Here is a 15615-nt window from a genome sequence, read left to right as displayed (position 1 = left end):
GAACATATAATGGCTGATATTGGTTTTATTGGAATGGGAAACATGGGATATGCAATGCTTAAAGGAATGCTGAGCTGTTTTGATGCATCCGGTATCGTGTTTACCGATGCATCTCAGGAAAGAATGGAAAACGTAGAAAAAATTACAAATGTAAAATATGTCAATACAAATGCTGAATGTGCCAAGCTGGCCAAAGTAATCATCCTTGCCGTCAAGCCTCAATACTATGAAAGTGTTCTGCAAGACATAAGCAATATCGTAAAGGAAGATGATATTGTAATATCTCTTGCACCTGGTATCCGTATTGATTATCTTAGTTCCAAACTAGAATTTAATCCCCGGATCGTCCGGGTGATGCCCAATACACCAGCCCTTGTTGGCGCGGGTATAACAGGTGTCGCATATCAGAAAGATCGTTTTTCCTCAGATGAAGAAAAACTGATAGAAAATATATTCCGTTCCATTGGTGAAATGGTTCGGGTAGATGAAGCATTAATGAATGCAGTCGTATGTGCCAGCGGAAGTTCCCCTGCCTATGTTTATATGTTTATTGAGGCATTGGCGGATAGTGTCGTTAAATATGGAATGCCAAGGGATATGGCCTATAAATTTGCGGCTTCATCCGTATTGGGTTCCGCAAAGATGGTGCTGGAAACAGGTGAACATCCGGGCATATTAAAAGACAGGGTCTGTTCTCCGGGCGGGACTACGATTGCAGGAGTGGCGGCCTTGGAGGAATATGGGTTCAGAAATGCCGTATTCAAAGCTACAGATGCATGTTATGAAAAAAATCAAAAGCTTCAGGGAGAATGAGAAGGATATAGGGATGATTAATTTCAAGCGATTAAAAAGAGAACTGGTCCACAGAGGTTCCATCATCGATTTTTACACAGATACGATTCAGCTGCCGGACGGGAGGACTGCAAAATGGGATCATGTCACTCACAACGGAGCAGCCGCCGTTGTTCCGGTCAATGATGATAATAATATTCTTTTAGTGAGGCAGTACAGAAATTCCCTGGACAGGGCAACGCTGGAAATACCTGCCGGCGGCATCAACCCAGGAGATACCTCAACAATGATCTGCGCTGCACGGGAGTTAGAAGAAGAAACAGGATTTACAGCCGGAAGCATGGAGTTTCTGATCCGGTTAAAAACCGCTGTAGCCTTTACGAACGAAAACATTGATGTGTATGTTGCCCGGAACCTTACCAGAACCCACCAGAATCTGGATCCGGATGAATTCATAGAAATCGAGGAGTTCAGATTAAAGGATATCATTCAGATGATTTATGAAGGACAAATAGAAGATGCCAAGACAATCAGCTCAATTTTTGCCTATGCATATAACGCATAACAATATACGGGACTTCGTATAACCATGTAACAATATCTTGTATTTTATGTAACCTATTTATATTTGATTTTCTTTGAGTTTACATATATAATGGTAGGTAGTCATGATTGATAAGGACGGATTATGTTTACAAAGAATGAGGGGTTATATGAGGACAGAAATTGACAATTTCATTTCTTATTTACGAGGGGTTAAGAAGAAATCGGAAAACACAGTCATTTCATACAAAAGGGATTTGTATAAAATGGCAGAATATTTTGAAGGGATGGACATAAGGAATTTCAGCGGTGCGGTCGGCACAAATGTGAATTCCTACATCCTGTATCTTGAGAGAAAAGGGAGTGCACCTTCCACTATTTCGAGAAATATTGCATCTATGAAATCATTTTTTCACTATCTGAATCAGGAAGGTAAGATTGCCAGGGAACCCACGGACCTGATTAAACCGCCTAAGGTTGTCAAACAATTACCGGGCATCCTCAGCATTGAGGAAGTAGATCTTCTTCTGAGCCAGCCATCTGGAAAGTCTCTGAAAGACCATAGGGACAAGGCAATGCTCGAACTTTTGTATGCGACCGGAATGCGGGTCAGCGAACTGATTAATTTAAAGGTAAACGATGTCAACATGCAGCTTGGGTATATTTCCTGTCACGAGAACAATGGGGAAAGGGCCGTCCCTTTCGGGAGGGCTGCCAAGCAGGCTCTTACAAAATATATTTATAATACGAGGAGTTCCATGGTTAAAGACCAGTCCATTGATGCTCTTTTTGTGAACTGTTCAGGAAAACCGATGAGCAGACAGGGATTCTGGAAACTGATCAAACATTATGGGGAAAAAGCCGGGATATCTTCGGATATTACCCCCCATACGCTTAGACACTCCTTTGCTGCTCATTTAGTGGCAAATGGAGCCGATTTAAAAGCGGTACAGGAAATGATGGGGCATTCAGACATTTCCACGACTCAAATCTACGCCAACCTGACCAACAACAAAATACGCGATGTATATGCGAAAGCCCATCCTAGAGGGTAGGATGGGCTTTGATTTACTCAAATAAAATGGAGGTATATAATTATGACAAGCCGAATAATAATGATAATCCTTGACAGCGTTGGAGCCGGATATCTCCCGGATGCCGAAAAATATGGCGATGTGGGTGCTAATACTCTCAGCCATGTCGCGAAAGCAAGAAACGGACTTAATATACCTAATCTGATTAAATTGGGCATCGGAAATATCGAAGGAGTTGACGTACTCCAACAGGCTGTTTCACCTGCAGGCTGTTTTGGGAAAATGGCTGAATTATCTGCAGGAAAGGATACGACGACCGGCCATTGGGAGCTGATGGGTATACATACAAAAACTCAGTTTCCAGTTTATCCAAATGGTTTCCCGGAAGAAATCATCGAAAGATTTATAAAGGAATGCAATCTTCCAGGAATTCTGGGGAACTACCCAGCCTCCGGGACAGAGATAATAGAGCTGTTGGGAAAAGAGCATATGGAAACCCGCAAGCCAATCATCTATACTTCTGCGGACAGTGTATTTCAGATTGCCTGTCATGAAGAAATTTATCCAATTGAAGAAATTTATGAAATGTGCAGGAAGGCCAGAGAAATCCTTACGGGTGAATATAATGTAGGGCGTGTAATAGCAAGGCCATTTATTGGATCAGAAGGACATTTTGAAAGAACATACAGAAGGAGGGATTATTCCATTGCGCCGGATAAAGACAATCTGATGGTGAGAATATCAGAAAGCGGACGAGAAGTTGCTGGAGTAGGGAAAATCGAAGATATATTTGCTGGTGTCGGACTGACGAAAGCGGTCCACACGAAAGATAATATGGACGGAATAGACAAAACTCTCGACATGATGGACACAGTTGAAAGTGGCTTCATATTTACCAATCTGGTTGAATTTGACTCAAAATGGGGACACCGGAATGATTATGAAGGTTACGGAAGGGGGCTGGAGGATTTCGATGCCCGCCTGACTGAGATCCTTGACCGCATGAAAAGTACAGACATTTTGATGATAACAGCCGACCACGGGTGTGACCCGACCACTGCCGGAACAGATCATACAAGGGAATACGTTCCCCTTCTTTTGTACGGACATGGCCTGAAAAAAGGGGTTGATTTAGGGATCAGGGCTACCTTTGCTGATGCAGGCCAGACTATTGCGGATATTTTTGGATTAAGTTCACTTCGGATTGGGAAAAGCTTCAAAAATGAAATATTTGAATAAAAAAGGGGTGCTGTTTATGCGGATGATCGATTTGATTCAAAAAAAGCGTGATGGAGAGATTTTGTCCAAAGAAGAAATTGGTTTTATCGTTACGGACTATACTGAGGGACGGATACCAGACTATCAAATGTCCGCTTTTCTGATGGCGGTTTATTTCAGGGGTATGACTGAAGACGAAACAATCCATCTGACGATGGCGATGGCTAACAGCGGTGAAATTGTTGATCTGTCAGGAATAGATGGCATTAAGGTTGATAAACACAGTACAGGCGGTGTAGGGGATAAAACTTCCCTGGCATTGGGACCGATGGTGGCAGCCTGCGGTGTTCCTGTGGCAAAAATGTCAGGCCGGGGATTGGGACATACGGGAGGTACGATAGACAAATTGGAGAGTTTCCGAGGTTTTTCTACAGAAATGTCGCCGGCACAATTTGTAAAAAATGTTAATGAAATCAAAATATCCATCATCGGCCAAAGCAAGGATCTTGCTCCGGCGGACAAGAAGATTTATGCCCTCCGGGATGTGACGGCTACAGTCGATCAGATATCATTGATTGCAAGCAGCATAATGAGTAAAAAACTGGCGGCAGGTGCAGATGCCATCGTGCTGGATGTTAAGGTCGGCAATGGAGCGTTTATGGAAAAGGAAGATGATGCCATTGCTCTTGCCAGGGAAATGGTCGAAATCGGAAATGGGGCTGGCAGAAACACAATCGCCATAATATCCGATATGAACCAGCCCCTGGGGCGCGCAGTCGGCAACGCACTGGAAGTCCGGGAGGCCATTGAGACTCTTGCTGGAGAGGGCGATAAAGAGCTAAGGGAATTGTGCCTGACTCTTGGTTCGTACATGCTGCTTCTCGCCAGGAAAGCAGATACAACCGAAGAGGCCAGAGTGAAATTAGAAAATTCAATCAGAGATAAAAGCGCCCTTCGAAAGCTGGCTCAATTTATCGAGGCCCAGGGAGGAGATTCATCTCCGGTTTTTGATACTGCAAGATTGCCAAGTGCATCCATAATCCAGGAAATCAAGTCAGAGGTTTCTGGATATGTATGCGGAATCAAAACAAGTGAAATCGGTCTGGTTTCCCTTGCCTTGGGCGGAGGTAGAGAGACAAAGGAAAGCGTGATTGACCTTTCTGTAGGAGTAGTCCTGAGCAAAAAGATAGGCGACTGGACAGAATCCGGTGAGACTATTGCCGTCATGCATGGAAACGATCCTGACAAAGTCAGTCAGGCGGCCAGAAAACTTTTGGATGCTTATTCCTTCAGCGATTTACCGGTGGAAAAACCGTCTCTGATTAAATGGATACTGACAAAAGATGGGATTCATGAGATTTCCCGTTGATTCAGCTTTTTGAGCATCCTAATCCGGGATTTGGTTTCATCAGAAACCTTCCTGGATTCACGTATCTTCTGCAATGATTTATTATATGTCCATATGTCCAAACCTGTAGAATTTTCCAGGTACATGAGTGTCTGAGACGGATATTTTGTGCAGGCAGAGCTGATAAGCCATGCCTGCGCCATCTTTACATAATAATTTTCGTCTGAAACATGGTCGCAGAGACGAAGCACTTCTTCTATATAAATATCATCCAAATAGTAATAAATCATCATAACCAGACCAATACGTATGTGCCAGACATTTTCAGATTTTAGAAATCCGGGTATTTCTCCAAAAAAATCCTCTTTATGATTTCCGAAATTCTTCAGACCAGAACAGAACGAATCACATGCACCCCAGCTGTTTATTTTGTCGATATGATTGGCAAACAAAACCATAAATTCCTGGTAATCTGTTTTATAGCGGCCGATTACCAATCCCTGCACAAGAACTTCCTCATAATTTGTGTCCCGGGCTACACTAAGGAATGACAGCACATCTCCTTTTGCGATTTGTTTTGCAGCTTCATGCAGAACCGGCATGCGTATTCCAATCAAGTTTGAAACACCTGGCAGAAGTTTTTCCATAAACTGACGGTATTGACTGTCCTGTTTGTTCAATAGGAAAGCCAAAAATACATTATAATTATCATTTGTCCATTTTTTACATATAAAGTTCATAATTAACTCCTATTTTATATAAAATCATTAAAACTATTATATCATATGCCATAATACTTATACAGTTTAAAAAAAATATTATAATTCATACATTAGTTCTTGTTTTTAAAAAAATATGGTGTTATAATACTACCATTGTCTTTTGTACTGATTTTAGTACACAACATTTATGAATGATTTTAGGAGGAAATATAATGGCAAGAAAAATGAAAACCATGGATGGAAACACAGCGGCAGCTCACGTATCGTATGCTTATTCAGACGTTGCGGCTATCTATCCAATCACACCATCTTCAGTAATGGCTGAATTAGCCGACAAGTGGTCAACTGAAGAAAGAGAGAACATATTCGGCCAGGAAGTAGCAGTTACGGAAATGCAATCAGAGGCGGGAGCCGCAGGAGCGGTACACGGTTCATTGACAGCCGGCGCATTGACAACAACATTTACCTGTTCCCAGGGTCTGCTTCTTATGATTCCAAATCTTTATAAAATGGCTGGTGAAAGACTGCCGGCAGTTTTTGATGTTTCAGCCAGAGCAATTGCAACACATGCCTTGTCAATATTTGGAGATCAGTCGGATATTTATGCTTGCCGTCAGACCGGAAGTGCGATTCTTTGCTGTTCAAGCGTACAGGAAGTAATGGATTTGACACCTGTATCCCATCTCTCTGCAATCAAGGGAAGAATGCCTTTCATCAACTTTTTTGACGGTTTCAGGACATCCCATGAACTCCAGAAAATTCAGGTATGGGATTACGAGCAGTTAAAAGACATGATGGATATGGAAGCAGTTGAAGCGTTTAGAAACGGTGCATTAAATCCAAATCATCCGGTTCAGATGGGATCTGCACAGAATCCTGATATTTTCTTCCAGGTCAGGGAAGCTGCAAACACACATTATTCCAACCTGATTCCTGTTATTGAAGATCAGATGAAAAAAGTAAACGAGAAAATTGGAACAGACTATAAATTCTTTAATTATTACGGTGCAGAAGATGCAGAGCATGTGATAATTGCTATGGGGTCTGTTTGTGAAACCATAGAAGAAACAATCGACTACCTTGTAAAACAAGGACATAAAGTAGGTGTAATCAAGGTTCGTGTCTTCAGACCGTTCAGCGCAGAACATTTGTTGAATGCAATTCCGGATTCTGTCAAAAAGATAAGCGTTCTGGACAAGTCCAAAGAACCTGGTGCTGTTGGCGAACCTCTCTACATGGACGTTGTAACCGCCCTCAAAGGAACAAAATTCAATGATCTTACTATATTCAGAGGCAGATATGGACTTGGTTCAAAAGATACAAATTCTGCACAGATAATTTCCGTATTTAAAAACAACGAAAAGCCTCAGTTCACTCTTGGAATTAATGACGATATTACCGGGCTTTCCCTGGATATAACGGAAGCTCCCCTGACAGCTCCGGATTCCATTATCAACTGTAAATTCTGGGGACTGGGTGCTGACGGTACCGTAGGAGCAAACAAAAACTCCATCAAGATTATTGGGGATAATACAGATATGTACGCACAGGCATATTTTGATTATGACTCTAAAAAATCAGGCGGAGTCACCATTTCCCATCTCAGATTTGGAAATGTTCCTATTAAGTCAACCTATCTGATCGATAAGGCAAACTTTGTAGCATGCCATAACCCTTCCTATGTTCGTAAGTACAACATGGTTCAGGATCTGAAAGAAGGAGGAGCATTCCTTTTAAACTGCAGCTGGGACATGAACGAACTCGAAGAGCATCTTCCAGGTCAGGCAAAGAGATACATGGCTGAAAACAATATTCAGTTCTATACAATTGATGGAATTAAAGTTGGTAAGGAAATCGGTCTGGGAGGACGTATTAACACAGTGCTTCAGTCCGCATTCTTTAAACTTTCTAATATCATACCGGAAGAAAAAGCGATTGAACTTATGAAGGCCGCCGCTCTGTCCAGCTACGGAAACAAAGGTGAGGATATCGTTAACATGAACTACAAAGCCATCGAAAGAGGCGCTCAGGATGTTCATAAAATAGAGATTCCAGCATCCTGGAAAAATGCCGCAGATGAAGAACTTGGAAACAAAGTTGCAAGTGGCAGAAAAGACGTTATTGATTTTGTAAATAATATCCAGAGTGCAGTAAACAGTCAGAATGGAAACAGTCTCCCTGTTTCAGCATTTACAGAATACGCAGAAGGAAACACTCCATTAGGAACGGCTGCTTACGAGAAACGTGGTATTGCCGTGGATGTTCCTGAATGGGATGCGGAAACCTGCATCCAGTGCAACCAATGTTCCTATGTGTGTCCTCATGCCTGTATCCGTCCGGTTGTAATGACGGAAGCAGAATATGCGTCAGCTCCTGCTGCAATGAAAGCAAAAGATATGACAGGAATGCCGGGGTATAAATTTGCTATTACTATTACACCAATGGATTGTACCGGATGTGGATCCTGTGTAGCTGTATGTCCAGGCAACAAAAAAGCCCAGACTCTGAAGCTGCAGCCACTGGAATCACAGATGGCGCAACAGGAAGTATTTGCTTATGCACAGACTATTCCTGCCAAGGAAGATGTTACTGATAAATTCAAAGAAACCACCGTTAAGGGAAGCCAGTTTAAACAGCCGCTTTTAGAATTTTCGGGCGCATGTGCCGGATGTGGTGAAACTCCTTACGCCAAGCTTGTTACCCAGCTGTTCGGTGACAGAATGTACATTGCAAATGCAACCGGATGTTCTTCTATCTGGGGCAACTCATCACCTTCCACTCCATACACATGCAACAGCGAAGGTAAAGGTCCAGCATGGTCAAACTCATTATTTGAGGATAATGCGGAATTCGGTTTTGGTATGAAGCTGGCACAGGACGCTTTGAGAAAAGGCATCAGCAAAAAACTGGAAACATTAGCGGCAGGAACTGACAACACTGATGTCAAAGCTGCTATTACTGAATATTTCGATACATACAATGAAGGATCCCTTAACAGGAAAGCTTCCAACAGACTTATTAAAGCACTTGAAGCTTGTGGATGCAGTGAAGGAAAAGACATCCTTAAAAATAAAGATTTCATCTCCAAAAAATCACAATGGATTTTCGGTGGAGACGGTTGGGCATACGATATCGGTTTTGGCGGAGTGGATCATGTAATCGCCAGCGGACAGGATGTGAACATTCTTGTTATGGATACCGAGGTATACTCAAACACAGGCGGACAGTCTTCTAAGGCAACACCTCTCGGAGCGGTTGCACAGTTTGCGGCAGGCGGAAAACCGATTAAGCAAAAAGATCTTGCTGCTATTGCGATGAGCTACGGATACGTATATGTAGCCCAGATTTCACAGGGTGCAGATTACAACCAGTGTATCAAGGCATTGGCAGAAGCAGAAAGCTATAACGGACCATCTTTGGTTATTGCATATGCTCCTTGTATTAATCACGGCATCAGAGGCGGCATGAAAAATGCACAGCTTGTTGAAAAGACTGCAGTTACCAGCGGATACTGGAATCTTTTCAGGTTTGATCCAAGACGTAAAGAGGAAGGACTGAATCCTCTGGTTGTAGACAGCAAGCAGCCTTCTACTCCCTACAGAGACTTCCTTACCAACGAAGTTCGATTCAGCTCTCTTATGAGGAAAGATCCTGAGAAGGCAGAAAGATTATTTGCGGAAGCAGAAAAGAATGCAATGGAGAAATATTCACATTTAGAAAAACTTGCAAATATGTAAGAAAAGTAATATAATAACTTCAAACTTGATGGAGCTGGCTCGAATGAGCCAGCTTCAAATAAATTCAAAAGTTTCAGAAAGGTCTTAAAATGGAATACATCAAAAACATCAAGGCGTGGATTGTGGACTTGTTTATAAACAAAACAAAGAGGATTACACTTATAACATATATATGTCTGCCGTTCCTCCTTAATATTGTAATTGAGATTTTTAACAGAAAATCTTTGGCTAAAGGCTTAAAATATATTTTTGCCCACCCGAATGCTTTTTTTATCAACGCAATGATAATCCTGCTAACATTTATGATTACGGTATTTTCAAGAAGGCGTATTTTCTGGCTCTCTCTTGTATCCTTTGCCTGGCTGATGCTTGGATTTGCCAATTTCATACTTCTCAGCAATCGTGTTACTCCGTTCAATGCAACTGATATTTTATTGATGAAACCAGCTATTGCGGTCATCCAAAAATATTACTCTTCTCTTGCAATTGCCGGAGTTGTGGCCTTCTTCGTAGTGGTGCTTTTATTCATTGTTTCTCTTTGGTTCAAAGCTCCAAAGCTTCGTTATAAAATTAAGTATATAAGAAATGCCTGCATTACGGCAGTCGTAGTTTTCATGACTCTCGGAACGGTCAATCTGGGAATTAATACAGGTGTGCTGGCAAAAAATTTCGATAACCTGGCAAATGCATATAAATCCTATGGATTCGCATACTGTTTTGCAAACAGTGTTTTCAACATGGGTGTAAGCAAGCCGGAAAATTATTCTCCGGAGAAGATCAGTGAAATAATTCAAAATGAAGTAACACAGTCCGAAACAGAAGCCGACACTAATGTGCCGATAAAAACACCCAACATTATCTATGTACAGCTGGAGTCGTTTTTTGACATCAACAGAATCAGCAGTCTGGTATTGTCCGAAAATCCAATTCCAAATTTCACGAAGCTGAAGGAAGAGTGTTCTTCTGGATTTTTTAATGTACCTGTTATAGGTGCGGGTACAGCAAATACCGAATTCGAAGTTCTAACCGGAATGAATCTGGATGATTTCGGTCCGGGTGAATACCCATACAAAACAGTATTGCAGTCTACAACTTGTGAAAGTGTTGCCTATAATCTTAAAGCAAACGGCTGGAGCACACATGCAATCCACAACAATGACGGTACTTTCTACCAGCGGCATACAGTGTTTTCCCAGTTGGGATTTGATACATTCACACCAATCGAATATATGCACGTGACAGACTTTACACCGAAAAATTGGGCGACGGACAAGATTCTGACTGGAGAAATATTGAAATGCCTGGATTCTTCGCCAGGCCAGGATTATGTATTTACAGTTTCCGTCGAAGGTCATGGAAGTTATCCGAACGATCAGTTGCCGGAAAATTCTGCAGTTTCAGTATTGTCCTGTTCCGATCCGGGCAAACTGAATGCAACACAATATTACGTTAATCTTTTGCATTCCATGGATCAGACCATCGGCGAAATGGTTAGTGCAGTATCTTCCCGTGATGAAGATACCATTTTGGTTTTTTATGGTGACCATCTTCCAAGTCTGGGCTATAGTGATTCGGATTTATCTTCAGGTACGAGCATGCAGACGGATTATATAATCTGGAACAATATGGGGATGAACTTTGATTTTGGGGATGTGGAAGCTTTTCAGCTCTCATCTAAGATTCTGGACTCCCTGAACATTAGCACGGGCGTGATTAACAACTATCACCAGACTTATAGCGGCAGCGAGGAGTATTTGAATGGCCTCCAGAACCTGGAATATGATATTCTTTATGGAGGAAGGACTGCTTACGGCGGCCTCAATCCATACGTTGCTACGAATATTCAGTATGGAATCGACAAAATCAGCATTACTGGTCTTCTGACTGAAGAGGGCAGGGACGACACACTCATCATAACCGGTGAAAACTTTACGGACTCCAGTGTTGCCTACGTTAACGACAAAAAACAGAAAACAGAATACATTGACCCGAATCATCTACGGGTTTATTACTCCAACCTTCAATATCAGGACATATTCAAGGTCAGCCAGCAGGGTTCAGATGGAGTTCCTCTGGGATTTACGGAGGAGTATGTATATAACCAATGATTATAAAACTGATAATCATTCTTCTGGTACTCATATTGGTATTCGTATTGCTGGAAAGTGCCAGGGAAAACCGTGGTTTGAGAATCACGAAATATTATATCGAGAGTGAAAAAATTTCATCCGGACTGAAAATCGCCGTCATCTCTGATCTGCACAACAGATTATGTGGAAAAAACAATCGGGTACTGATTGATGCAGTGGCCAAAATTTCTCCGGATCTGGTGCTGGTTGCTGGAGATACAATCAATAATGAAAAACCTATGGTTTCCGACAACGCACAGAATCTTTTGATTGCGCTTTCACGGGAATATAAGGTTTTTTGTGTCAATGGCAACCACGAGCAGTTCCTGAAATCGAAACCTGACGGAAATGCTTATTTTCAGGAATACAAAAAAAACCTGGAAAATCATGGCATAAGCTATTTGGAAAATGGAATGTTCACTTGGAATGACGAAGTAGACATCTATGGATTCGAGACAGCAGTGGAAGTATACAGAAGGTTTTCCTATGGCAATAAAATAGGGGACTCCTATGTCAGCGACCGGCTTGGTGCCCCGGACAGAAGTAAATATAATATCCTGCTGTCACACACTCCCGTATATTTTGATAGTTATGCGGATTGGGGTGCGGATTTGACTGTATCAGGCCATCTGCATGGCGGTCTAATACGACTGCCGTTTCTAGGCGGTGTAATATCCCCCCAATGTGTTTTGTTCCCGAAGTATGATGCTGGTCTGTATCAAAAGAATGGTTCGAATATGGCTGTAAGCAGAGGAACCGGATCCCATACACTGAATATAAGGGTTTGTAATCATCCGGAAGTACTGGAATTGGAAATCAAGAATAAAAGAGGGTAAACTATGGCACTGTCCGTCAAACTGGAAGCATTTGAGGGTCCTTTGAATTTACTGCTGCATCTGATTGAACGAAACAAAGTGAATATTTATGATATACCTATTGTTGAGATTACGAATCAGTATTTAGCGTATATTGGTTCCATGGAAAAAAAAGACCTCAATATAATGAGTGAATTCCTTGTAATGGCGGCCACCCTTTTGGATATTAAGTCCAGAATGCTTTTGCCAAAGGAGGAAGAAACGGAAGAGACGGACCCCCGCGCCGAACTGGTTGAACAGCTTCTGGAATATAAGATGTTCAAGTGTGTGTCCTCCGAACTCAGGAATCGTCAAACGCAAGCACAAAAAACCTATTATAAGGAGCCTTCCATTCCGGAAGAAGTTAAAAGCTATGAACCGCCAGTTGATCTGGACAAGCTGATGGACAAGCTGACACTGGACAAATTGTCAGAAATCTACAGCCAGGTATTACGCAGACAGAGCAACAAAGTAGATACGGTCCGTTCGGGATTTGGACGAATTGAAAAAGATGAAGTCACTATAGATGATAAAATCAAAGAGATATTGTGCTTTACCAATAATCACACTAAATTCAGTTTTAGAAAGTTTCTTTCCCGGCAGTCTGGGAAATCGCATCTTATAGTGAGTTTTCTGGCAATACTGGAGCTGATTAAAACCGGGAAAATCAGTGCTGTTCAGGAACAGGTTTTCGATGACATCATTATTTCAGCAGCTTAAAAAGGGGAGAACGGTTTTGGAGATACAAAGACTGGAAGCAGTTATTGAAGCGATATTATTTACAATGGGCGGTTCGGTTGAATTGAAACAGATTGCGGCGGCCATAGAACACGATGAAGGAACTACCCGCAAAATAATTAATAATCTTATGGATAAATATGATTCCGAGGACCGCGGTATCCGAATTATGGAAATAGATACTTCCTTTCAGATGTGCACAAAAAATGAATATTACCCATATCTGATTAATCTTGTAAGCAGTAGGAAAAACCACACAATGACCAATGTTATGCTGGAGACGTTGTCCATCATTGCATATAAACAGCCGGTGACCAGACTGGATATTGAAAAAATCAGGGGTGTGAAATCTGACCATGCCATCAACAAACTGATTGAATATGACCTTGTAAGAGAAACAGGAAGACTGGATGCTCCGGGAAAACCAATTTTATTTGGAACGACTGAAGAGTTTTTGCGGCAGTTCGGGATACGGTCAGTCGACGATTTGCCCAGTATCCATCAAGATAAAGAAGAGGATATTAAACAGGAATTTCAGAAGGAGTTACAGCTGAAACTGGATACCTGATTTAAGAGGGATAAAAAGAATGAGTAATGTGATAGTTGCCGGAGGTGGAGCGGCAGGAATGTTTGCCGCTATCGCCGCAGCCGGAAACGGCCATAATGTTTTTCTGGTAGAAAGAAACGAGAAGCTTGGTAAAAAGCTTTATATTACGGGAAAAGGAAGGTGTAACCTGACGAATTCGTCCGATATGGACGTAGTCTTTTCCAATATCAATTCCAATCCGAAATTTCTTTATGCTGCATTAAACTGCATGAACAATCAGGATGTAATCAATTTTTTTGAAAATATTGGAATGCGGACGAAGGTGGAACGCGGCAATCGCGTTTTTCCCGCGTCGGATAAGTCCTCCGATCTGATACAGGCCCTTTCAAGGGAAATCAACAGGCTGAACATACACGTTATACTGAACACAAGGATTGATAAAGTTGTCTGTGATGACGGCAAATTCCGTTATGTCGTGCTGGGGGATAAATCCAAACTTCATGGGGATGCTCTGGTTATTGCCACGGGAGGACTCTCGTATCCGACCACCGGCTCAACCGGCGACGGATTCGAGTTTGCCGGAAAAATGGGGCATACCATCATTTCGACACAGCCTTCCCTGGTACCTCTTCTTATCCAGGAAGAGTTCGTAAAAGACCTGCAGGGTCTGTCACTGAAAAATGTGCGGGCATCTTTATATGCGGATGAGAAGCTGATATTCAGCGATTTCGGAGAAATGCTTTTCACCCATTTTGGAGTAAGCGGTCCGTTGATTCTTTCGGCAAGTGCATTTCTTGTCGAAAAGAATGCCGACAAAAAACTGACATTGAAAATCGATTTAAAACCAGCCCTGGACATGGAGCAGCTGGATCATAGAATCTTAAAGGATTTCAGTGAAAATGTGAACAAATCATTTAAAAATGCTTTGGACAGGCTGCTTCCCAAAAAACTGATTCCGGTTATGATCGAGCTGTCTGGTATTCCTGCAGACAAAAAAATCAATGAAATAACGAAAGCCCAAAGGCTCGGACTGGCAGTCCTTCTTAAGTCCTTCCCAATGACGGTTACGGGAAAAAGAGGGTACTCGGAGGCTGTGATTACAAAGGGCGGAGTCAGCGTCAGGGAGATAAACCCCTCGACCATGCAGTCAAAAAGAGTTGAAGGTGTTTATTTTGCCGGTGAAGTCATCGACATAGACGCTATGACCGGAGGATATAATCTGCAGCTGGCCTGGTCGACAGGCTGGCTGGCCGGCATAAGCATAAAATAAAAAGACGGGGTAAATCATGATTAATATCGCTATAGACGGTCCTGCGGGAGCCGGCAAAAGTACGATTGCAAAAGAAGTGGCTCACAGGCTTTCGTTCATATACGTAGACACAGGCGCGATGTACAGAGCACTGGCTTTGGCGTGCATACGTGATGGCGTGTCTGCCGAGGATAAAGAAGGGGTCGTCAAATCATGTGAAAACGCTTCGGTCACCATCGAATATGTCAATGGTGAACAGTGTGTCCAGTTGAATGGTGAAAACGTTAACCCCTACATTCGTTCAGAAGAGGTGAGTAAAATGTCATCCTCCATATCCGCATACGGGGAAATTCGAAGTATGCTTTTGAACCTCCAGCGGAATCTGGCCAGAAACAATAACGTCATTATGGATGGCAGGGACATTGGGACGGCGGTTCTGCCGGATGCGGATGTGAAAATCTATCTGACAGCGAGAACAGAAATCCGGGCAAAAAGACGTTTCGAACAGCTGCGAAACAAAGACTCGGAACTATCCATCGATGCGATTGAAAAGGAGATAATTGAAAGGGATAATAGAGACATGAACCGAAAAATCGCACCTTTAAAGATAGCAGAAAATGCTGTTCTGGTTGATACGTCCAATTTATCCATAGAAGAAGCCATCAGCACTATCACAGAAATAATCCATGACAGAGTGAGGTGAA

The 15615-nt window shown here is 42.3% G+C and carries 13 protein-coding genes; 12 read left to right on the top strand and 1 reads right to left on the bottom strand.

Features of this window, described 5'->3' with window-relative positions:
• The first annotated feature begins 9 nt into the window (after positions 1 to 9).
• The 5 genes from proC (at position 10) to BUA79_RS05320 (ending at position 4956) form a co-directional block, all read left to right on the top strand.
• Complete coding sequence (proC, locus tag BUA79_RS05340) at positions 10 to 813, top strand: pyrroline-5-carboxylate reductase (protein ID WP_073993336.1); 804 nt, start codon at positions 10 to 12, stop codon at positions 811 to 813.
• Positions 782 to 1357 carry an NUDIX domain-containing protein gene (locus BUA79_RS05335; protein WP_242941646.1) on the top strand — a complete coding sequence of 192 codons (576 nt, stop codon included), beginning with the start codon at positions 782 to 784 and terminating at the stop codon, positions 1355 to 1357. Before proC ends, BUA79_RS05335 begins: the two co-directional genes overlap by 32 nt.
• 148 nt (positions 1358 to 1505) lie before the next feature.
• Positions 1506 to 2390 carry a site-specific tyrosine recombinase XerD gene (gene xerD, locus BUA79_RS05330; protein ID WP_073993335.1) on the top strand — a complete coding sequence of 295 codons (885 nt, stop codon included), beginning with the start codon at positions 1506 to 1508 and terminating at the stop codon, positions 2388 to 2390.
• A 42-nt stretch (positions 2391 to 2432) separates the two neighbouring features.
• Complete coding sequence (locus tag BUA79_RS05325) at positions 2433 to 3608, top strand: phosphopentomutase (RefSeq protein WP_073993334.1); 1176 nt, start codon at positions 2433 to 2435, stop codon at positions 3606 to 3608.
• A 16-nt stretch (positions 3609 to 3624) separates the two neighbouring features.
• Positions 3625 to 4956 (top strand): pyrimidine-nucleoside phosphorylase, encoded by a 1332-nt coding sequence (locus BUA79_RS05320; RefSeq protein ID WP_073993380.1) that lies wholly within the window; start codon positions 3625 to 3627, stop codon positions 4954 to 4956.
• Here the strand turns inward: BUA79_RS05320 and BUA79_RS05315 are convergent.
• Positions 4938 to 5675: a DNA alkylation repair protein gene (locus tag BUA79_RS05315; RefSeq protein ID WP_073993333.1), complete on the bottom strand. Its 738-nt coding sequence runs from the start codon at positions 5673 to 5675 to the stop codon at positions 4938 to 4940. The two genes, BUA79_RS05320 and BUA79_RS05315, sit on opposite strands and share 19 nt — an antisense overlap.
• A gap of 194 nt (positions 5676 to 5869) precedes the next feature.
• Between BUA79_RS05315 and nifJ the strand changes: the two genes are divergently transcribed.
• The 7 genes from nifJ to cmk all read left to right on the top strand — a co-directional run bounded on the left by nifJ (position 5870) and on the right by cmk (position 15614).
• Positions 5870 to 9394, top strand: coding sequence for a pyruvate:ferredoxin (flavodoxin) oxidoreductase (gene nifJ / locus BUA79_RS05310; RefSeq protein WP_073993332.1), 3525 nt, complete (start codon positions 5870 to 5872; stop codon positions 9392 to 9394).
• Between the two features lie 281 nt (positions 9395 to 9675).
• Positions 9676 to 11502, top strand: coding sequence for an LTA synthase family protein (locus BUA79_RS05305; RefSeq protein WP_207647318.1), 1827 nt, complete (start codon positions 9676 to 9678; stop codon positions 11500 to 11502).
• Complete coding sequence (locus tag BUA79_RS05300; protein ID WP_073993330.1) at positions 11499 to 12359, top strand: metallophosphoesterase; 861 nt, start codon at positions 11499 to 11501, stop codon at positions 12357 to 12359. Before BUA79_RS05305 ends, BUA79_RS05300 begins: the two co-directional genes overlap by 4 nt.
• Positions 12360 to 12362: 3 nt before the next feature.
• Positions 12363 to 13097, top strand: a complete 735-nt coding sequence (locus BUA79_RS05295) for a segregation and condensation protein A (protein WP_073993329.1) — start codon at positions 12363 to 12365, stop codon at positions 13095 to 13097.
• 16 nt (positions 13098 to 13113) lie between these two features.
• On the top strand, positions 13114 to 13683 hold the full coding sequence (gene scpB / locus BUA79_RS05290; RefSeq protein WP_330389193.1) for an SMC-Scp complex subunit ScpB: 570 nt from the start codon (positions 13114 to 13116) through the stop codon (positions 13681 to 13683).
• Between the two features lie 19 nt (positions 13684 to 13702).
• Complete coding sequence (locus BUA79_RS05285) at positions 13703 to 14932, top strand: BaiN/RdsA family NAD(P)/FAD-dependent oxidoreductase (protein ID WP_073993327.1); 1230 nt, start codon at positions 13703 to 13705, stop codon at positions 14930 to 14932.
• A 16-nt stretch (positions 14933 to 14948) separates the two neighbouring features.
• The gene (gene cmk, locus BUA79_RS05280; RefSeq protein WP_330389192.1) at positions 14949 to 15614 is read left to right on the top strand and encodes a (d)CMP kinase; all 666 of its coding nucleotides are present in this window, start codon (positions 14949 to 14951) and stop codon (positions 15612 to 15614) included.
• Position 15615: the final 1 nt, after the last annotated feature.

Source organism: Parasporobacterium paucivorans DSM 15970, assembly GCF_900141895.1.
GTDB classification, from domain to species: domain Bacteria; phylum Bacillota; class Clostridia; order Lachnospirales; family Lachnospiraceae; genus Parasporobacterium; species Parasporobacterium paucivorans.
Note: the sequence above shows the minus strand (reverse complement) of the source record. Positions and strands in the feature narration are given on the sequence as shown.